Genomic DNA, 20,993 nt, shown 5'->3' on the forward strand with positions numbered 1-20,993 from the left:
GTTGATAAGAAAAGCCTTATCATTTGCAGCTCATTTTATCTCGCCTAATTGGTGAAGGCTAATAATAAGTGAGGATGGAGAAATTTTCTCGCTCATTAAAGTTTCACTTTATTTTAACTTTGAGAATGATGGTGATTTTTTTATGTTGAAAGTAAAACGTCCATTTGATGCCTATTTAGATGAAATGAATAAAATTACAATTTTGCTCCCACATGCGTATGGAACAAGTCGGACATTTCGTTTGCAAGAAGGAAGTAATGTGAAAGATTTACCGATTGCTCATACTATTGCGCTTCCAGATGCAACGAAGTATGAGTGCTTTATAGAAGAGCCGCTAGATGTGGGGAAGTATTATACAGTACGAGATGAACGGAATGAAGAAACTGATTTACAAATAGGTGCTGTTATTCGAACAAAAAGTTTCGATGAAAAGTATTATTACGAAGGTACAGATTTAGGTGCTGTTTATCAAAAAGAAGAAACGACATTTAAAGTATGGGCCCCAACTGCAAGGCTTGCGAAAGTAAGAATTTATAAGAGCGATAAAGAATATACCGATCATGAAATGTACAGGGGAGAAAACGGAGTTTGGATTCAAACATTACAAGGTGATTTAGACGGAGCACGCTATACATTTCTTGTTTGTATTAATTTAATATGGAACGAAGCTGTGGATTCTTATGCAAAGTCGGTGACGGTAAATGGAAAACATGGTGTTGTTATCAATTTAGAAAAAACGAATGTAACAAGACGAGAGGGATTACCAACATTACAATCAATGACAGATGCCATATTGTATGAACTGCATATTCGTGATGCGACTATACATCCAAATAGTGGAGTAATTCAAAAGGGAACATATAAAGGATTGATGGAAGAGGGAACAACAGGACGGAATGGGACATTAACAGGGTTGTCCCATATAAAAGATTTAGGTGTTACACATGTTGAACTATTACCTTTATATTGTTTCGGTGGTGTAGATGAGGCGAATCCTTCGTCCGCCTATAATTGGGGATATAATCCATTATATTACAATGCACCAACAGGATATTATGCTACAAACCCCTCTGATCCGTATAACAGGATAGTTGAGTGCAAACAACTAATTGAAACATTTCATGAACAAGGTATTAGGGTGATTATAGATGTTGTCTATAATCATGTTTATGAAAGAGAGCTATCATCATTTGAAAAGCTTGTTCCAGGATACTATTTTCGTCATGGTGAAGATGGTATGCCTTCTAATGGGACGGGAGTCGGAAATGATATAGCGTCTGAACGGAAAATGATGAGGAAATTCATTGTAGAGTCTATTTTATATTGGCTTACTGAATACAATGTCGATGGATTCCGATTCGACTTAATGGGAATTTTAGATGTTGATACGATGAATATGATAGAAAAAGAAGTGCGAAACATAAAACGAGATGCTTTGTTATTAGGAGAAGGATGGGATTTGCAAACACCGCTTCCTCGTGAGGAAAAAGCAACGTTAAATAATGCGAAGAAAATGCCACATATCGCGCAGTTTAATGATCAATTTCGTGATGGGATAAAAGGGAGTACATTTCATATAAATAAGCGTGGTTTTGCATTTGGTGGGCATGTAGACTGTAATCATTTGCAGTATATTGCAGCAGGAAGTCTTTTAAGTATGAAAGAAACAGGGCTGTTTCTAGAGCCAGCGCAAAGCATTAACTATGTAGAATGTCATGATAATATGACGATGTGGGATAAACTAGTGCGCAGTAATGAAGAATCAGAAACGATTTTGAAAAAACGTCACCTGTTAGCGAGCGCAATGGTTATTCTTTCACAAGGCATCCCTTTCTTACACGCAGGGCAAGAGTTTTATCGTACGAAGAAAGGAAATGAAAATAGTTATAATGCAAATGATGAGATCAATCAATTAGATTGGGATCAAAAAGAGAAAGAGATAGAGACCGTTAACTATATAAAAGGTTTAATTGCGATTCGTAAAGAGCATGGGGCATTCCGATTACAAAGCGCAGATCTTATAAAAAAACATATGACTTTTTTACAAACATCTACAGAAGTACTTGCATATCACCTAGAGCATGCAGAAACGTTTGGGCCATGGAAAGAGATTATCGTCTTATTTAATAGCGGTTTAGAAGCTAAAACTGTGCAACTTCCGAATGAAGCAACGTGGCATGTGTTAGTAAACGAAAACGAAGCGAAAATAGAGCCAATTTCTTCATTTAGAGGAAAGGAACTTAAGCTCGCTCCAATTAGCACGTATATATTGACGATAATGTGACAAATCGCTACTTGACGATGAGAATGTAATAAATGTAGAATTGACAAAGGTGACGATTTTGATAAGTTGTCATTCTATGACAGGTTTTGTAAAATAAAATAGAGGATTTTTGGCTTAGGCTAATTTTTCTTTTCATTTACAGTAAAATATATGAATCCACAACATGTGTAGAAATGTTGCGGTTTTTCTTTTCATAACTATAAAAGATAAGGATTTGTTAACGGGTAATGAATATGGAATGGTTGGAACAATTATTAGGAAAAGAGTGGAGTCTTGTACCGGCTGGTGGAGTAACGGGCGATGCATATATTGCGCAAAACGGACAACAGAAGTTATTTTTAAAGCGGAATACATCGCCCTTTTTAGCGGTATTGTCAGCAGAAGGAATTGTTCCAAAATTACTTTGGACAAGAAGGGTAACGAATGGTGATGTAATTTCTGCTCAAAAATGGCTTCCGGGACAGAAGCTAGAGCCAGAGGATATGAAACTAGAACGTGTTGCGAAACTTTTGAAGAAAATACACTCCTCTAAAGCGCTTGTACAGATGATTCAAAGACTTGGGAAGCAGCCGCTTCACGCACAAGAGTTATTACAACAACTGCAACTCGTTTTAAGAGGAGATATAAGGGATGATGAAACAATTCAGCAAGGCCTTCAATATTTAATGGATTCATTAAAAGCTATTGAATACAATGAATTCGTTGTATGCCATTGTGATGTAAATCATAACAACTGGCTATTGTCGGATGAAGATGAATTGTTTTTAATTGATTGGGATGGAGCTGTAATTGCTGACCCAGCTCTAGACCTCGGTATGTTATTATATTGGTACATTCCGCGCCAGGAATGGAGTGAGTGGCTCGGTTACTATGATATTGAAATGGATGAATCGCTGCTTAGGCGTATGAGATGGTATGTGATAGCACAAACGATTTTGTCTATTCAATGGCATACAACAAAAAAACAGCAAGCAGAAGCTGAATATTGGCATCAATATTTACAGCAACTACTTGCTTCAGAATGATACTTAAGAAAAATTGTCCATTCCAGCAATCCACTGAGTAAGTTGTTCTTGATTATTGGAAATATGGTTGTCCAAATTAGAGGAAGATTTACCCGATTGACTATAAGAATATACATCGTTTAGCATTGTTTTAGCGTCACTACTTATATTATCGTTTGCGAGTAACGATTGAATGAGGCGCTCTAATTGCTCGCATTCTGAAACTGTCCCGCAGCAATCACTTTGGTGGTTGACTAAAATATCTTTCAGCACTTCTAATTGATGTTGTTGATTAATTGGCATGAACGGATCATCCTTTCGATTGTTTTTCTCTTCAAATGTAAGAGAAAAAGCTGTTTCGTCATGGAATGTTTAATGCTGTATGTAGTTTTTATCAAAATGGTACATCTTATACTTGAAAGAAACGGACCGAGTGCTCGTACGTACTTGGTTTTTTGTTTGGTAGATTGATTAAAAAAGAAAGAAGGAATTATTCCTTTAAAATAGCTATGTAAAGAGAGGGAAACATCTATGCGTTTAAGACATAAACCGTATGCAATGGATCGAATTAATGAATATTCACATATCGTAATCGGAAACCCAGAGGAGCGCGCTGGTAGCTGGAAAGAAGTATTTGGAAACGAACAACCAATTCACATTGAAGTAGGTACAGGTCGTGGCCGCTTCATGTATGATATGGCGAAAGCGAATCCACATATTAATTATATTGGAATTGAAAAATTCACAAGTGTTGTTGTAGATGCACTTGATAAATTAATTGAAGAAGAATTACCAAACTTAAAGTTAATTAATAAAGATGCTGAAGATTTAACAGTTTTCTTTGCGAAAGGTGAAATTGATCGCGTTTATTTAAACTTCTCAGATCCATGGCCAAAGAAACGTCATACGAAGCGTCGTTTAACGTATAAAACATTTTTACGTAATTACGAAGAAGTGTTAGTAGAAGGCGGAGAAATTCATTTCAAAACAGATAACCAAGGTTTATTTGAATATTCTCTTATGAGTATGGCTGAGTATGGTATGTTACTAACGTACTTAAGCTTAGATCTTCATAACAGCGACTTTGAAGGTAACATCATGACTGAATACGAAGAGAAATTCTCTAGTAAAGGTCATCGTATTTACCGAGTTGAAGCAAAATATCGTACAGAGCCTATGCAGTAATGCGTAGGTTTTTTTACACCTAAAATAATCAGAATTTTATGCTAAGATTAATTAAAAAGGGGGATGTGTAATGGAACAGTTACAAATTGGAGATATAAAAGTAACGTGGTTAAAAGGCGGGAATACACATTTAGATGGAGGAGCAATGTTTGGAGTCGTGCCGAAAGTACTTTGGTCACGTAAATATAAACATAATGATACAAATCATATTTATTTACGAACAGATCCGTTACTTTTGCAAACAAAAGATGGAAATATGCTCATTGATTCCGGGATAGGAAACGGTAAGTTGAATGAGAAGATGAAACGCAATCAAGGTGTAACAGAAGAATCATCGGTTTATGAATCATTAGAAAAATTAGGATTAAAGCCTGAAGATATCGACTACGTCTTGATGACACATCTTCATTTTGATCATGCATCTGGTCTAACAAAATGGGAAGATGATCACCTTGTACCGGCATTTCCAAATGCGAAAGTTTACGTAAGTGAAACAGAATGGAATGAAATGAGGAATCCAAACATTAGATCACGTAATACATATTGGAAGGAAAATTGGGAGCCAATTGTAGATCAAGTTGTTACGTTCCAGCAAGAAATAGAAATTACAGATGAAATCAAGATGGCACATACGGGTGGGCATAGTGATGGACATGCAGTTATTGCTTTAGAAAGCCAAGGAGAAACGATGCTTCATTTAGCAGACCTATTGCCGACGCACGCGCATCAAAATGTATTATGGGTAATGTCATACGATGATTATCCGATGACCTCGATTGAAAATAAGCAAAAGTGGATGAAGTATGGTGCTGAAAAAGAGGCATGGTTTACGTTTTACCATGACGCATATTATCGAGCTGTGAAGTGGAATGAGGAAGGTCATATCGTAGAAAAAATAGAACGGAAAACGAGTATAGAAGCATAAAAATAGGAGGTTGTTCCATCATATTTATTGGAGCAGCTTCTTTTTTATTGTCGGGTTTTGTCGGTAAGTCGATATATTTAAAAAATCGCTGATATAATTTTAATCAATACCCGCAATTTCAAAAAAATAAGAGGTTCACCTAATGGGAACCCTCCGTTTTATGCTGCTATAACCTCTAAAACAGTACCTGTTTTAGCATCAACTAAAAATTCAAATCGTTCTTGTATATCATCTAACATTGTTGTAAGACCGCCGCGATAAACTTCATATGCGACATCATATTTTTCAAATGTCTCTGGAACCATATGTACCCAAGAGCCAGTAATTTCACCTTTATGACTTAATGCTTGTTTCACCATTTTCAATGCTTTTTCTGAAGAAATATGGGATTGTTCTTGTACTTTGTTTGCAACGAGATAACCAGCTGCGAACCCAACGCCAAGACCTGCTACTAAACCTTTCCAGCTCATATATTCACCTCAATTCTATAAAATAAAAATAGTGTACCAATAATAATTATAAAGCAAATACAGCTAAAAAAGAAGAAACTAGAAACATTTCGAAAATTTCGTTACAATAAAAGAGGTATTCTACTAAGGTTTGAAAGAAGGGGACTTCGTGAATAAAGAGACATTGCAATTATTTCGTACGTTAACAGAATTACAAGGTGCATCAGGTTTCGAACATGATGTACGCCGTTTTATGAAACAAGAATTAAGCAAATATGCGGATGAAATTGTACAAGACGGTTTAGGTAGCGTATTTGGTCTGAAAAAAGGGGACGAAACTGGCCCGCGTGTTCTTGTAGCAGGTCATATGGATGAAGTAGGTTTCATGGTTACGCAAATTACGAAAAACGGAATGCTTCGTTTTCAAACGTTAGGCGGCTGGTGGAGCCAAGTTTTATTAGCACAGCGTGTACAAGTTATGACGAAGAATGGTCCTGTTATTGGGGTTGTTGGTTCTATTCCTCCTCATTTATTAAGTGACGCGCAACGTGCAAAACCGATGGATATAAAAAATATGTTAATTGATATAGGTGCAGATAGTTATGAAGATGCGATTGAAATTGGTGTAAAACCAGGACAACAAATCGTGCCGATTTGCCCATTCACACCGATGGCAAATGAGAAGAAAATTATGGCGAAAGCTTGGGACAACCGTTATGGATGTGGTCTTGCAATCGAATTGTTAAAAGAATTAAAAGACGAAACATTACCAAATACATTATATTCTGGTGCTACTGTACAAGAAGAAGTAGGTCTTCGCGGAGCGCAAACCGCTGCAAATATGATTCAACCAGACATTTTCTATGCGCTTGATGCAAGTCCAGCAAACGATGCATCTGGTGACAAAACGCAGTTCGGTCAATTAGGAAAAGGTGCCCTTCTTCGTATTTACGATCGCACGATGGTAACACATAGAGGAATGCGCGAATTCATTTTAGATACAGCAGAAACAAACAACATTCCGTACCAATACTTTATTTCACAAGGTGGTACAGATGCTGGTCGTGTACATACAAGTAACTCTGGTATCCCATCAGCAGTAATTGGTGTTTGTGCACGCTACATTCATACACATGCTTCAATTTTACATGTTGATGATTATGCAGCGGCGAAAGAATTAATTACGAAGCTTGTAAGAACAACAGATAAAACGACGTTAGAGACAATTAAGAATAACGCGTAGAGAGGAAGAAGGGCTGAAGAGCCTTTCTTTTTTTAGCTTGAATAGATGACCCATCCATGAGTGGGAGCGGTCAGTGCCTAATTGGTGCTCGAATGGTGTATTAAGACCCTGGATAGGAAAAGAGAGGAAGGCTGTTTTTGTTTTTGAAGACGGTAATGTTGTTAGAAAAAACCTTCTTTTTTAGATTGAATAGATGACCCAGCGATGAGTGGGAGCGGTCAGTGCTTAATTGGTGTTCGAATGATGTATGAAGACTCCAAGTAGGAAGTGAGAGGAAGGCTGTTTTTGTTTTTGTTTTTGAAGACGGTAATGTTGCTAGAAAAAACCTTCTTTTTTAGGCTGAATAGATGACTTGGTGATATGTGGTAGTGGTTGATGCTTAATTCGTATCTGATAGGGATATTAGAATAGAATGATGAATTTTTATAGAGGTGAACGAAATGAAAGTAGTAGTAGGATCAAAGAATAAAACGAAGGTTGGCGCTGTGGAGAAGGTTTGGAAAGATGCTGAAATTACATCTCTTTCTGTTCCGTCAGGAGTATCAGCTCAGCCTTTCTCAGATGAAGAGACGATGCAAGGAGCGATTAATAGAGCGAAGCGAGCGCTAGAGGAAGGAGAAGCTCCAATTGGTATTGGGCTAGAAGGCGGCGTAATGAAAACGGAGCACGGTTTATTTATGTGTAACTGGGGCGCGCTAGCAACAATGGATGGGAAAGTATTTGTGGCCGGAGGAGCGCGTATTACGTTACCAGACGATTTTTTAGCACCTCTTGAAGATGGTAAGGAATTAAGCGAAGTGATGGAAGAGTTTGTGCAGCGAAAAGATATTCGTAGTCACGAAGGTGCTATCGGTATTTTTACAGATGATTATGTCGACCGCACGGAATTATTTGTACACGTTGTTAAGTTGTTAGTTGGGCAATATAAGTATGACAAAAAGCAAGCATAAACCTTGCACCGTACGCGATGTATGGTAGTATAAAAGAAAGATTATAACATGAAAAATGCACCCGTTAGAGGAGGAAATATAGATGAAGTCATTAGAAAGCATGGAGCAATTCCAACAGTTAAAAAATGAAGAGAATGTAGTCTTTATGTTCTCAGCAGAATGGTGCCCAGACTGCCGCTTTGTAGATCCATTTATGCCAGAAGTAGAAGAGAAATATAGTGATTTCTCATTTTACTATGTAGATCGTGATGAGTTTATTGATCTATGTGTAAAATTAGACGTATTTGGCATTCCGAGCTTTGTAGCGTACAATAAAGGTGAAGAAACTGGTCGCTATGTAAACAAAGATCGTAAAACACAAGAACAAATCGAAGAGTTCATTGAAGGTTTAAAATAAGGCAATTTGCCAATTGAATTGTAAAACAACCTCTACCTTCGCGGGGGAGGTTATTTTTTTGGAAGGGAGGAAAAAAGAGATGAAGATGACAAGTAAAAAGATGAAAGATGAGTTAATAAAGAAATTATCTCGCCCAGAATGGGACTTTCAGTATGATAGTGAGAAAGAAGTTTTACGTATTGAACAAACAGACTCCAAAAAAGGTATTAACGTATCGCTTCCAGGAGTTGTGGCAAAATGGGAAGTGAACAAGGAAAAGGCAATTGAAGAAGTTGCTTATTACGTACAAGAAGCGCTAATTGCGATGCATAAAGAAGAAAATAGCGGAGCGAAAATTTTACCTGTTATTCGCTCTACTTCTTTCCCGAAACAAGCAGAAGAAGGAAATCCGTTTATTATGACGGATCATACGGCGGAAACACGTATTTACTACGCGCTAGATTCGAATAAAACGTATCGACTAATTGATGAGCGTCTATTACAAAAATTAGAACTTACAGAACAGCAAGTGCGTGAAATGGCATTATTCAACGCACGCTCATTAGGTTATGAATTTAAACAAGACACAGTAGCGGGTAATACATTCTACTTTTTAAACACAAATGATGGGTATGACGCGACTCGTATTTTAAACGAATCGTTACTACAATCGATGCGTGAAAAGATTTCTGGTGACATGGTTGTTGCTGTTCCTCACCAAGATGTATTAATTATTGCTGATATCGTCAACGAAATCGGTTATGATATTATTGCACAAATGACAATGAAATTTTTTGCCGAAGGGCATGTTCCGATTACATCACTTTCATTCGTATATGAAGATGGAGAATTTGAACCAATCTTTATTTTAGCGAAAAATCGGAAGAAGACAGATGGAAAAGAGAAAGGATGAACGAAGTGAACGTTTTTTACAACCTTGAAGGAATTGGTGACACTTTAATTGTTGCCTTACAAGATATTACTTTAGAGAACCGTACTTTTGATCGCAAAGGAGATGTTGCACGCGTATATGATCGTGAAAGCAATGTAACAGCAGGATTCAACATCTTTAATGCATCTTCTTACTTAGAAGTAAAAGAAACAGGCAACCTTACATTAACGAAAGAGCTTGTAGAGAAAATCAACGAAATTTTAGCGAAGAATGGCTTTGAAGAAACAGTAGAAGCAGATCTTTCTCCGAAATTTGTTGTAGGCTATGTAGCTGAAAAAGAAAAGCATCCAAATGCTGACAAGCTAAACATCTGTAAAGTAGAAATCGGTACAGAAACATTACAAATCGTATGTGGTGCACCAAACGTTGATGCAGGACAAAAAGTTGTCGTTGCAAAAATTGGTGCTGTAATGCCAAGTGGTATGTTAATTAAACCAGCAGAACTTCGCGGTGTTCCTTCTTCTGGAATGATCTGCTCTGCACGTGAATTAGAGCTTCCAGATGCTCCACAAGAAAAAGGTATTCTTGTATTAGAAGATAGCTTTGAAGTTGGACAAGAGTTTAAATTTTAATTGATATAAGAAAAGAGAGGTTGTCCTTTTGGGCAGCCTCTCTTTTTGTTTTGTCATTTTTTGTTGGTAAGTCGATATTCCGTGTCGAATCGTTGATATATGTAGAGTTACGATAGATATATTTGAAAAATCGTTGATATATGTAGAGTTACGATAGATATATTTGAAAAATCGTTGATATATGTAGAGTTACGATAGATATATTTGAAAAATCGTTGATATATGTAGAGTTACGATAGATATATTTGAAAAATTGTTGATATATTGAGAGTTTTGACAGATATATTCAAAAAATCATTCATATTATAAGGATGTCACCTTTTTTCTTAAAATCTATATTGTATTTTATAAACAAACTAGTTAAAATTTAGAAAAATAGAAGGGGATAGACGTATGAAACAACAAATAAAAATCGCAGAACTTCTAAAACGAATTGAAACTTCAAAACAGCAAGATATTGAGCTAGGTACTTATGAAATATATGTGTTTAGTGAAAGTGAATTAGAAAAAGGACAAATCGGTTACCGATACGATAAACATAAAAATTCATTAATAAGTGAAGAAAACGGAAAGTGGCAAGAAGGATGGATTACAATTGGATATGAAACGGATATGGGCGATCCAGTTTTCGTAAATATAGATGATGACGCTTATCCGGTTTATACTGCAGAACGTGGTACAGAAAAATGGCAGCCAGTTTATATTGGAAATATGGATGAGATTATAGGGCAATTATAAGAAAAACTTTGAATCTGGTGCAAAGTGATGGGAGAGAAGTATGAAGTATATAAAAATAATGAGCATGATTGCATTCATTGGAATATATATGGCCGGTTGTTCACAAGAGCAGCCGAAAAAAGAAACTACATCTTCTATACAAGAGAAAAACAAAGATACCAAAGAAGACGCACCGGTAGAAAAACAGCAAGAACAAGAAATAAACGAAGAATTGCAAGCAATTCAAACGAATGAGCAAGTAGAACATAAGCAAGAGGAAGTATCATCTGAGGAAAAGAAAGAAGAAACTACGCCAGTACAGCCAACTGAGCAACCAGTGCAAAATAATGAACAAAAAGTAGGGAGTAATGAAAAACAAGAGAAGTTTCTCGTCGTTATTGATCCAGGACATCAACAAAAAGCGAATTTAAATTTAGAGCCAATTGGACCAGGGGCAACAACGCAAAAATATAAAGTGACAGACGGTACAACAGGTGTTGTGACGAAAAAGAGAGAGGCTGTACTTGTATTAGAAATGGCTTTTTTATTAAAAGAAAAGCTTGAAGCAAAAGGGATACAAGTATTAATGACGAGAACATCACAAGACGTTGATATAAGTAATAAAGAACGGGCGACATTCGCAAATAATCATAAGGCGAATTTATTTTTACGTCTTCATGCAGATGGTTCTGAAAATCCAAACGAAAGTGGGTTTGCTGTATTGACGCCGGCAGAAGGAAGTCCGTATACGAAAGAGATTTATGCGGAAAGTCTTCAAATCTCTCAAATGATTGTAAATAAAATGAGGGAGAACCAGCAAGTAAAAGTAAATGGAATTAAATTTCGGGATGATCTTTCTGGATTTAATTGGGCAAAGGTTCCTGGTGTGTTATTAGAACTTGGGTTTATGTCAAACCATGAAGAAGATAAAAAATTATCTGACCCGCAGTATGTAAATTCTTTATTGCAAAGTGTAACGGATAGTATAGATGCATATCGGAAGAGTAAAGCTTAAGCGCAGTCTTACATGAAAGGCTGCGTTTTTTCATATGAAACACTCGTAAATTAGAATATTGTGGATAAATATGACATGCTTAATTTTACCTGCACTTTTTGCCGAATGCTGATACAATAAAGGATGTTACTATTTAGTAGAAAGAGTGGTAAGCATGTTAGATTGGATGAAAAAGCTGTTTAACAAAGAGGAAGAACAAACAGCGATGAATAAAGAAGTACCAAAGCAAATTGAAAGTCAGCCGAAAATTCCTCGTGTAAACCACTACACTGAAGCAAGAGAAGCACAAATGGCAAGTAGGAATGCAGGTAAATGCCGTTTTCCTTTAGTACCGGATAATGGGTTCGATGAAGAGGATGAAAGCGAAGTAAATCGCTTCGAAGAACAACCTATTCAAGGAGTAACATATGAAGAACCTACTGCCCAAAGAGGAATAAAGGTGGAAAGAAGCAGACGACCGTATGTGGAAAAGGTAGTTTCTACATATGAAGAGCCGGAAGTGCAATATGAACCGGTGCGGGAGTCTGTCGTTAAAAAGGCATCTGCACCTTCGCAAGAGAGTAACCGTAGACCATTTCGTCCAACAGAAATGATTTCGCCAATTTATGGATATAATCGTCCTTCGGTAGAGAAAAAGGAAGAAAAGCAGGAGGAAGTAAAGGAAAGAGAAGACCTTGAAATATCTGTAGAGGGTAAATCAGTCGTTGATGCATGGTTAGAGAAAAAAGGATATAAATTATCTGATTTCTCAGAAGGACAAGCACCAACTTCTTCTAGTCATAGAGCTGCTAACCAGCAAGGAGAGCAACAATATGAAGAGAATAAAAAGGAAGAAAAGTCAGTAGTTGATCAATGGCTAGAGAAAAACGGTTATGAAATTGAACGCCAAGTGCCTTTAGTAGAAGAAAAAGAAGTGATTCAAGAAATGAGTACACCGCAGGAAGTTTCAGCGGATGAATTACTTCATAAAACAGTAGCTGAGCAGATGGAAAGTGCTAAGCTAGAAAAAGATGTAGTGGTGTTAAACGAAAACAATCTACAAGAAGAATTAGTAGCTTCTAAAGTAGAGCACGAGGATACAATATTATCAGAAGAAATTAAACGTAACACAGAAATAAAACAACCTACTATTGAAGTAGAAAAGCAAGCTCCAGAAGAATCAGTGATTGTCAAAGCAGAAGAAAAACTTGAAGAAACAATCATTGTGGAAATACCAGAAGAAGTGTCAAAAGTAGAAGTAATTGCAGAAACGGAAGAGCTTGAAGAAGTAGTTATGGAAACAGAGGCACCTGAAGAAGTGGAAGCAGAAGGGTCAGAAGAAGTGGAAGCAGAAGGGTCAGAAGAAGTGGAAGTAATTGCGGAAGCGAAAGAGTCAGAAGAAGTGGAAGTAATTGCAGAAACGAAAGAGCCAGAAGAAGTAGAAGTGATTGTAGAAACAGAAGAGTCAGAAGAAGTGGAAGTAATTGCGGAAGCGAAAGAGTCAGAAGAAGTGGAAGTAATTGCGGAAGCGAAAGAGTCAGAAGAAGTGGAAGTAATTGCGGAAGCGAAAGAGCTAGAAGAAGTGGAAGTAATTGCGGAAGCAGAAGAAACAGAAGTGATTGCAGAAACAAAAGCGCCTGTAGTAGAGACATTTGTAGCACTTGAGGAAATTCAGCAAGAAGATGAAGCAATTGAACAAAAGAGTGAATTCATACATGTTGCTGAGGCTGATGAACAAACGAAGAAAGATGTTCAAAGCTTTGCGAATGTTTTAATTGCAGAAACAGAGGAAAATAGACGAGTTGTAGAAGAAGCACAGGTCGCAGAAGAGCAACGAGTTGTAGAAGAAGCGCCAGTCGTAGAAGAGCAACGAGTTGTAGAAGAAACACCAATCGCAGAAGAGCAACCAGTTGTACAAAAAGAAGAACCAAAACGTGAGAAAAAGCGCCATGTACCATTTAATGTTGTTATGTTGAAACAAGATAGAACACGATTAATGGAAAGACATGCAGCTAGAGCAAATGCAATGCAGCCTTCTGCTAATGTACGAGTAGAGAATAAGCCAGTACAACAAGAGGTAGCAGAACCACAAGTGGAAGAACGCCCAGTGCAGCAAGTAGTAGCAGAACCACAAGTGGAAGAACGCCCAGTGCAGCAAGTAGTAGCAGAACCACAAGTGGAAGAAAACCCAATGCAGCAGGTGGTAGTAGAACCACAAGTGGAAGAACGTCCAGTGCAGCAGGTGGTAGTAGAACCACAAGTGGAAGAGCGCCCAGTGCAGCAGGTGGTAGTAGAACCACAAGTGGAAGAGCGCCCAGTGCAGCAAGTAGCAGAACCACAAGTGGAAGAACGCCCAGTGCAGCAAGTAGTAGCAGAACCACAAGTGGAAGAGCAACCAATGCAGCAAGTAGTGGTAGAGCAAGTACAAAAGCCAATTTCAAGTACGGAAGTACAAGAGAAAGCATATGTTGTAAATCAAAGAGAGAACGATATGCGAAATGTATTGCATACACCACTGACATATACTGTTCCACCATTAGCGCTGTTGTCGATTCCACAGCAATCAGCGTTAGATAATACAGAATGGTTAGAGGAGCAGAAAGAATTATTAGATACAACGTTTAATAATTTTCACGTTGGCGCACATGTTATTAATGTATCGCAAGGGCCAGCGGTAACTCGTTTTGAAGTACAGCCAGACCCAGGTGTGAAAGTAAATAAAATTACAAACTTAAGTGATGATATTAAGTTAAGTTTAGCTGCGAAAGATATTCGTATTGAAGCGCCGATTCCAGGGAAGAGTGCAATTGGAATTGAAGTTCCAAATAAAGAAAGCAAGCCAGTATTTCTTCGCGAAATTTTAAGAAGTCCTGTATTCACAAAGAGTGAATCACCGCTTACTGTTGCGCTTGGACTTGATATTTCAGGGGACCCAATTGTAACGGATATTCGAAAAATGCCGCACGGACTTATTGCGGGTGCAACGGGTTCAGGTAAAAGTGTGTGTATTAACGCGATTTTAACGAGTATTTTATATAAAGCGAAACCACATGAAGTGAAGTTAATGTTAATTGATCCGAAGATGGTTGAGCTTGCACCATACAATTCTGTTCCGCATCTTGTAGCACCTGTTATTACGGATGTAAAAGCAGCGACAGCTGCATTAAAATGGGCAGTTGAGGAAATGGAACGCCGTTATGAATTGTTTGCACACGCAGGTGCTCGTGATTTAACTCGCTACAATACGATTGTAAGTGAGCGAGAAATTCCAGGAGAGACATTACCTTATATCGTTATTGTCATTGACGAGTTAGCCGATTTAATGATGGTAGCACCTGGTGATGTTGAGGAAGCGATTTGTCGTATTGCGCAAAAAGCACGTGCTTGTGGTATTCATTTATTAGTAGCGACGCAGCGTCCATCTGTAGATGTTATTACAGGTTTAATTAAGTCAAACATTCCAACGCGTATTGCGTTTACTGTATCATCTCAAGTTGATTCGCGTACGATTATTGATATTGGGGGCGCGGAGAAATTACTTGGCCGTGGTGATATGTTATTCTTAGGGAACGGTACATCTAAACCAGTTCGTGTACAAGGTGTATACGTATCGGATGATGAGATTGAAAAAACAGTTGATCATGTGAAAAAGCAAATGAAGCCGAATTACTTATTTAAGCAAGAGGATTTATTAGCGAAAACAGAACAAGCTGAGTCGGAAGACGAATTGTTCCTTGATGCATGTCAATTTGTTGTAGAACAAGGGGGAGCGTCCACATCTTCTGTACAGCGAAAATTCCGCATCGGTTATAATCGCGCGGCACGTCTCATTGAAGAGATGGAATCGCAAGGAATTATTTCTGAAGGTAGAGGAACGAAACCGAGAGATGTCCTTATTTCTGAGGATGAATTTGCCGCTATGCAGGAAACAAATGTATAGTAAACGGTTTTGCTGTATACTAAGAGAAAATGTTGGATAGTAAAGTAGGGAGTAAAGCGACATGAAAGAAATTGAATTAAAATTAAAAGGTGAAATAAATAGACTAACAAATAAAACATTTAAATTTGACGAACGTGTTGGAGAAGGTTGGTTCTCTGCCGTTTACTTTTTAAAGACTAGAGAAATCATCGAAGAATTTCGCCCGAAAAGTGTTGTAACGATGCAATTTTTCCAAAAGGAAAATGCAGTTCTTTGCGGAACGGATGAAGTAATTGCATTGCTACAAACATTCGCTAAAAATCCTGAGGAACTTGAGATTAACTCTTTAAAAGATGGCGATAAAATTAGTCCATTTGAAACAGTGTTAACAATTCATGGCCCTTATGAAAATTTCGGATTTTTAGAAGGTGTCATTGATGGGATTTTAGCTCGTCGTACATCGGTTGCGACAAACGTATATAACGTTGTCCAAGCTGCGCGTAGCGTAGATAAAGAAAAACCAGTTATTTTCATGGGAGACCGTGATGATCATTATACACAACAAGCTGGTGACGGTTATGCAGCATACATCGGAGGTATGAGCGCACAAGCGACGCATGCGATGAATGAATGGTGGGGCAAAAGTGGTATGGGGACGATGCCTCACGCATTAATTCAAATGTTTAATGGTGATGTTGTGGAAGCGGCAAAAGCATATCATAAGAAATTCCCAGAAGATGAATTAGTTGTATTAATTGATTACAACAATGATGTCATTACAGATGCACTTCGCGTAGCGCGTGAATTTGGATCAACATTAAAAGGTGTACGTGTAGATACGTCCCGCACGATGATTGATCAATACTTTATTCGCCACCCAGAAGTACTTGGAACATTCGATCCACGCGGTGTAAACCCATCGCTTGTATTCGCACTTCGTAAAGCACTTGATGAAGAAGGATTCCAGCATGTAGACATCGTTGTAACTGGTGGATTTGATGAGAAGCGTATTCGTGAATTTGAAGCTCAAAACGTACCTGTTGACATATACGGGGTAGGAAGTAGCTTATTAAAAATGAATATTGGCTTTACTGGTGATAATGTAGAACTAAATGGGAAACCAGAAGCAAAAGCTGGTCGTAAATATCGTCCAAACCCACGTTTAGAGCGTGTTCAATTAGAAAAAAGAGAAGAGATGTAAAAGAGAGAAAAACTGATAGGTGATTGACCCTATCAGTTTTTCTGTTATCATAGTATAGCGGCTTCTTTTTTGCTATAATGGACTTATTATGGACATATAAAGAAGTACGTACGAGTTTATCCTGATAAGTGAAGGGAAAGAATAACTTCACTACATCAAAAATGTATGATGATTACCAAAATAAGAAAAGATTCATATACTGTCTTATAGATAGGCCGTTGTATTAGTTCGAAATGTTGGAGGTTCTTTAAGATGACAGTTTACCATTTTGTAGGAATTAAAGGAACAGGAATGAGTTCATTAGCGCAAATTCTTCATGATATGAAGCATACTGTTCAAGGGTCTGATTATGAAAAGCGTTTCTTTACACAAACAGCGTTGGAAAAGCGTAGTATCTCGATCCTTCCTTTTGATAAGAATAATGTAGAAGAAGGACAAGTGATTATTGCAGGAAATGCATTTCCTGATACGCATGAAGAAATCGTAGCAGCAAAAGAATTAAACATCCCAGTCCATCGTTACCATCATTTCTTAGGTGACCTGATGAGCCAATACACAAGTGTTGCTGTAACTGGTGCACACGGAAAAACATCAACAACAGGTTTGTTAGCCCATGTAATGCAAGGTGCACACCCAACATCTTACCTTATTGGAGATGGAACAGGGCATGGGGTAGAAAATAGTAAGTATTTTGTATTTGAAGCTTGTGAGTATCGTCGTCATTTCTTGTCTTATAATCCAGACTATGCAATTATGACGAATATTGATTTTGATCATCCAGATTATTTTGCAGACATCAATGATGTATTCAGTGCATTCCAAGAGATGGCATTGCAAGTGAAAAAAGGCATTATTGCATGTGGAGATGATGAAGAACTTCAAAAAATTCAAGCGAAAGTACCTGTTATTTTCTATGGATTTGGAGAAGATAATGATTTCCAAGCACGCAACATTCAAAAGAGAACAGATGGTACGATATTTGATGTATTCGTTCGTAACACGTACTATGATACGTTCAAAATTACAGGATACGGCAATCACAGCGTATTAAATGCGTTAGCAGTAATCGCGCTTTGCCATTATGAAAATGTTGATGTAGAAGCAGTAAAACATCAATTAACAACTTTTGAAGGCGTAAAACGTCGCTTTAATGAAAAGCCGATGGGAGAGCAAGTAATCATCGATGACTACGCACACCATCCGACAGAGATTAATGCAACGATTGAAGCTGCTCGTCAAAAACATCCAGAGCGTGAAATTGTCGCTGTATTCCAGCCACATACATTCTCACGTACAGAAAAGTTCTTAGATGAGTTCGCAGAAAGCCTAAGCAAAGCTGACCAAGTATACTTATGTGATATTTTCGGATCAGCACGTGAAAACAAAGGTGAATTAACAATCGAAGATCTGCAAAAGCGTATTGACGGTGCAGAATTAATTACAGATACAACAACGGATGTATTAAAGAAACATAAAAACGGCGTTCTAATTTTCATGGGCGCAGGTGACATCCAAAAATTCGAAGCGGCTTACGTAAAAGAAGTTCAAGTTGCAGAGAAATAATAGAAAAGACGCATAGCTTGGCTGTGCGTCTTTTTTATGTTGTCGTGGTTGTGCATTAATGTTGAAACGTCGATATATATGGAGTTGTGTTCGATATATTTCAAAAATCGTTGATATATTGGTACGCGTTTTGAAATATAAATGTTAGAATAATAAGAAAACTAAAAAGGGGACTAAAAAACATGTTCACACTCCGAGTAGATGACGAAATCGAACTACAATTACTAGAAAAACATCATAAAGAGGAATTATATCAATTATTAGATCAAAACCGTAATCATTTACGGAAATGGCTCCCTTGGGTAGATGGGACAAAATCTGCTGATGCTTATGATGAAATTTTTCCGATGTGGTTAAAGAAGTTTGCAGAGGGAGACGGTTTTGAAAGTGGTATACGTTACAAAGGAAAGCTCGTTGGGATGGTAGGCATTCATCCAGTGAGCTGGGGGAAGAAAGCGACGAGTCTTGGGTATTATCTTGCAGAAGATGCTGGCGGGAAAGGTATTATGACGCGTAGCGTAAAGGCTGTACTTCACTATGCATTTGAAAATTTAAAGCTGAATAAAATTGAAATTCGGTGCGGTGTTGGAAATGCGAAAAGCCGCGCAATTCCAGAACGTTTAGGATTTAAGTTAGATGGTATTTTACGAGATGAAGAATGGCTATATGATCATTTTCATGATATCGCTGTATATAGTTTACTAGCTTCAGAATGGAAAGAGATTCGATGAACGAGAAGATTCGTATTGTTCCATATGAAAGTACGTTTCAAGAGGAAGTAGTAGATCTTATCGTTCATATTCAGCAAAAAGAGTATAATGTTTCAATTACGAAAGAAGAGCAACCTGATTTACTTGAAATAGGAACATTCTATCAAAAGGATCACGGAAACTTTTGGGTAGCAATTTATGATGGTAAAGTAGTTGGAACAGTAGCTTTATTAGATATTGAGAATCATCAAGTAGCGCTAAGAAAAATGTTCGTACAAAAAGAGTTTCGCGGAAAAGAATGGGGTGCATCACATATGTTGCTTCAAACAGCAATTTCATGGGCTGAGGATAAAAAATTGAAAGATATTTACTTAGGAACAACAGTAAAATTTTTAGCGGCACATCGTTTTTATGAAAAGAATGGTTTTCAAAGTGTGAGTATAGACGAGTTGCCGAAAAACTTTCCGGTGCTACAGGTAGATAAGAAATTTTATAGGTACATTGTGTAAAAGGTCATTTAGAAATGGCCTTTTTCTATGAACTAAAATGGAAATAGTGGTATAATTTGGATTAGGGGGGTGTAGGTATGAACTTTCCAATTCAAAGAAGTAAGTCAGTAGTCATTTTCGTTTGCCTTACGTTAGTTTTTATGTTTATATATCCAATTGTCATGCTTTTCACTAATAAAGCGCATTGGATGTCAGCGTTGATTGGGATGGGTTTATGCTTCATTGTAAATGTACCACTCGTTTGGGAAGTATTTATTAAAAAACATAAAGTAGAAAATGGCGTATTAAAGTACGGTATTTTAAATGATGATATTGTATTAAAAGATGTGAGAATTATACGTCAGGTCGGAAAGTCTCTTGAAATTACGACGAATGCATATAAAGTACATATGGTTGCGATGCCGCAAAATATGGATGAATTCTTGGCGCTTATAGAGAAAGAAAATCCACATGTGAAAATAGAAATGGTAGGAAAGAAATGAAATATGTAAAACCTTTGTTTTGTTTAGAAATATTATTTGTGCTTGTTGGTTGCACTAGAGTATATATGAAATGGGATCTTCCTTTATATGTTCCGATATCAATCGGTACTATCGCAGTGGCACTTTTATATTATTTTCATTTTCAGCAAACAAAAAGTAAGAACAGTAGCTCGATATAGAGTGAGGATAATAAAAAAACGCTCGGATATAATTCTAACGGGTTCGGATTAGGAGTACAATAACTTAAATAGCGTAATAATTTTAGGTTCAAATCGTATATGATTTGAACCTTTTGTTTTTGTTGATTTAATAAGGTTTATTGGTAATTAACGTATTGACAATAGCCAATATCATATGTTTGGAAATCATGCTAAAATAGATTCCGATATTGTTGCTACACCTGCTCAGAGGCTTCGTATAAGTAGAAAAAAATATGAGTTAAATGATATTATCTATTTAAGAAAATCATTTCTTTCAAAAAGAAGGGGGATTGAGATGAACACAATGAAAAAAATAATAAAAAAACTATTTTTTAGCGATTTGGAAAAGTTTAGCCAAAGTCTTGGATATTCTACTTGGAATGAGTTAATGGACAATTCCTTTCACATATTCATTATCCCTCCCGATGCAGAATGGTTTGCAACCCAATTACCTAATAAAAATTGGGCAGTATGGAATGATGAAGGACAACCTCCTTTCGAATATAAAGAGTTCGTGAAATGGGCAGAAGCTATACGGTATTTAAGAGATATTTTTGAAAAGAATGGCTACCCAGAGGAGAATTGGGAACCAGAAGGTTTTGAACAAAATGACGACTGTTATTCTCAAGAACCTGGTAAAAACAAACGTATAGAGGATTAAAAAGACATCTTGTTATGTTGTCTTGAAAACAGAAAAAAGCATCTGAAATTGATGCTTTTTTCTATGCTATTAAATGTATTAGTTTAGGTACAAAATT

General features: G+C 37.2%; 21 protein-coding genes. 19 read left to right on the forward strand and 2 right to left on the reverse strand.

What is annotated here, in order from left to right:
- The first annotated feature begins 142 nt into the window (after nt 1–142).
- Entirely contained in the window at nt 143–2,284 is a 2,142-nt protein-coding gene (gene pulA, locus MR112_RS15995; protein WP_137396716.1) for a type I pullulanase, read from the forward strand.
- Nucleotides 2,285–2,511: 227 nt separating this feature from the next.
- Nucleotides 2,512–3,309, forward strand: a complete 798-nt coding sequence (locus MR112_RS16000; protein WP_001986674.1) for a phosphotransferase family protein — start codon at nt 2,512–2,514, stop codon at nt 3,307–3,309.
- A gap of 3 nt (nt 3,310–3,312) precedes the next feature.
- Here the strand turns inward: MR112_RS16000 and MR112_RS16005 are convergent, their stop codons facing one another.
- A complete protein-coding gene (locus tag MR112_RS16005) occupies nt 3,313–3,591 on the reverse strand; it encodes a YtzH-like family protein (protein WP_001122235.1) in 279 nt (92 codons plus the stop codon).
- 228 nt (nt 3,592–3,819) lie between these two features.
- Here MR112_RS16005 and trmB point away from each other — a divergent pair, with 228 nt between their 5' ends.
- Both trmB and MR112_RS16015 read left to right on the forward strand, forming a co-directional pair.
- Nucleotides 3,820–4,473 carry a tRNA (guanosine(46)-N7)-methyltransferase TrmB gene (trmB, locus tag MR112_RS16010; RefSeq protein WP_001239385.1) on the forward strand — a complete coding sequence of 218 codons (654 nt, stop codon included), beginning with the start codon at nt 3,820–3,822 and terminating at the stop codon, nt 4,471–4,473.
- Between the two features lie 70 nt (nt 4,474–4,543).
- The gene (locus MR112_RS16015) at nt 4,544–5,398 is read left to right on the forward strand and encodes a YtnP family quorum-quenching lactonase (RefSeq protein WP_000436848.1); all 855 of its coding nucleotides are present in this window, start codon (nt 4,544–4,546) and stop codon (nt 5,396–5,398) included.
- A gap of 158 nt (nt 5,399–5,556) precedes the next feature.
- On the opposite strand, the gene MR112_RS16020 is transcribed toward MR112_RS16015, so the two are convergent.
- Nucleotides 5,557–5,868: a PepSY domain-containing protein gene (locus tag MR112_RS16020; protein ID WP_000118541.1), complete on the reverse strand. Its 312-nt coding sequence runs from the start codon at nt 5,866–5,868 to the stop codon at nt 5,557–5,559.
- A 148-nt stretch (nt 5,869–6,016) separates the two neighbouring features.
- On the opposite strand from MR112_RS16020, the gene MR112_RS16025 reads away from it, so the two are divergent.
- The 15 genes from MR112_RS16025 (at nt 6,017) to MR112_RS16095 (ending at nt 20,896) form a co-directional block, all read left to right on the forward strand.
- Nucleotides 6,017–7,090 carry a M42 family metallopeptidase gene (locus MR112_RS16025; protein WP_001031517.1) on the forward strand — a complete coding sequence of 358 codons (1,074 nt, stop codon included), beginning with the start codon at nt 6,017–6,019 and terminating at the stop codon, nt 7,088–7,090.
- Nucleotides 7,091–7,530: 440 nt separating this feature from the next.
- Nucleotides 7,531–8,040, forward strand: coding sequence for a DUF84 family protein (locus MR112_RS16030; protein ID WP_000869940.1), 510 nt, complete (start codon nt 7,531–7,533; stop codon nt 8,038–8,040).
- 82 nt (nt 8,041–8,122) lie between these two features.
- The gene (locus MR112_RS16035) at nt 8,123–8,437 is read left to right on the forward strand and encodes a thioredoxin family protein (protein ID WP_000838193.1); all 315 of its coding nucleotides are present in this window, start codon (nt 8,123–8,125) and stop codon (nt 8,435–8,437) included.
- Between the two features lie 79 nt (nt 8,438–8,516).
- Entirely contained in the window at nt 8,517–9,329 is an 813-nt protein-coding gene (locus MR112_RS16040; RefSeq protein WP_002180003.1) for a DUF1444 domain-containing protein, read from the forward strand.
- A complete protein-coding gene (gene ytpR / locus MR112_RS16045) occupies nt 9,326–9,940 on the forward strand; it encodes a YtpR family tRNA-binding protein (protein WP_001006770.1) in 615 nt (204 codons plus the stop codon). The genes MR112_RS16040 and ytpR overlap by 4 nt, the downstream gene beginning before the upstream one ends.
- Before the next feature lie 393 nt (nt 9,941–10,333).
- Nucleotides 10,334–10,678: a hypothetical protein gene (locus tag MR112_RS16050; protein ID WP_000813166.1), complete on the forward strand. Its 345-nt coding sequence runs from the start codon at nt 10,334–10,336 to the stop codon at nt 10,676–10,678.
- A gap of 40 nt (nt 10,679–10,718) precedes the next feature.
- Nucleotides 10,719–11,672: an N-acetylmuramoyl-L-alanine amidase gene (locus tag MR112_RS16055; protein ID WP_071740566.1), complete on the forward strand. Its 954-nt coding sequence runs from the start codon at nt 10,719–10,721 to the stop codon at nt 11,670–11,672.
- A gap of 154 nt (nt 11,673–11,826) precedes the next feature.
- The gene (locus MR112_RS16060; protein ID WP_242245122.1) at nt 11,827–15,591 is read left to right on the forward strand and encodes a DNA translocase FtsK; all 3,765 of its coding nucleotides are present in this window, start codon (nt 11,827–11,829) and stop codon (nt 15,589–15,591) included.
- Between the two features lie 61 nt (nt 15,592–15,652).
- Nucleotides 15,653–16,771 carry a nicotinate phosphoribosyltransferase gene (locus tag MR112_RS16065; RefSeq protein WP_000658370.1) on the forward strand — a complete coding sequence of 373 codons (1,119 nt, stop codon included), beginning with the start codon at nt 15,653–15,655 and terminating at the stop codon, nt 16,769–16,771.
- 252 nt (nt 16,772–17,023) lie between these two features.
- Nucleotides 17,024–18,334 (forward strand): UDP-N-acetylmuramate--L-alanine ligase, encoded by a 1,311-nt coding sequence (murC, locus tag MR112_RS16070; RefSeq protein WP_000219468.1) that lies wholly within the window; start codon nt 17,024–17,026, stop codon nt 18,332–18,334.
- Nucleotides 18,335–18,516: 182 nt separating this feature from the next.
- Nucleotides 18,517–19,065, forward strand: coding sequence for a GNAT family N-acetyltransferase (locus MR112_RS16075; RefSeq protein WP_000494681.1), 549 nt, complete (start codon nt 18,517–18,519; stop codon nt 19,063–19,065).
- A complete protein-coding gene (locus tag MR112_RS16080) occupies nt 19,062–19,553 on the forward strand; it encodes a GNAT family N-acetyltransferase (RefSeq protein WP_173600469.1) in 492 nt (163 codons plus the stop codon). The genes MR112_RS16075 and MR112_RS16080 overlap by 4 nt, the downstream gene beginning before the upstream one ends.
- Nucleotides 19,554–19,630: 77 nt before the next feature.
- A complete protein-coding gene (locus tag MR112_RS16085) occupies nt 19,631–20,035 on the forward strand; it encodes a PH domain-containing protein (RefSeq protein WP_001010643.1) in 405 nt (134 codons plus the stop codon).
- Nucleotides 20,032–20,214 carry a hypothetical protein gene (locus MR112_RS16090; RefSeq protein ID WP_071740266.1) on the forward strand — a complete coding sequence of 61 codons (183 nt, stop codon included), beginning with the start codon at nt 20,032–20,034 and terminating at the stop codon, nt 20,212–20,214. The genes MR112_RS16085 and MR112_RS16090 overlap by 4 nt, the downstream gene beginning before the upstream one ends.
- Before the next feature lie 316 nt (nt 20,215–20,530).
- A complete protein-coding gene (locus MR112_RS16095; RefSeq protein WP_242228497.1) occupies nt 20,531–20,896 on the forward strand; it encodes a hypothetical protein in 366 nt (121 codons plus the stop codon).
- Nucleotides 20,897–20,993: the final 97 nt, after the last annotated feature.

The organism is Bacillus cereus group sp. BfR-BA-01330 (assembly GCF_022663885.1).
Classification (GTDB): Bacteria; Bacillota; Bacilli; order Bacillales; family Bacillaceae_G; genus Bacillus_A; species Bacillus_A cereus.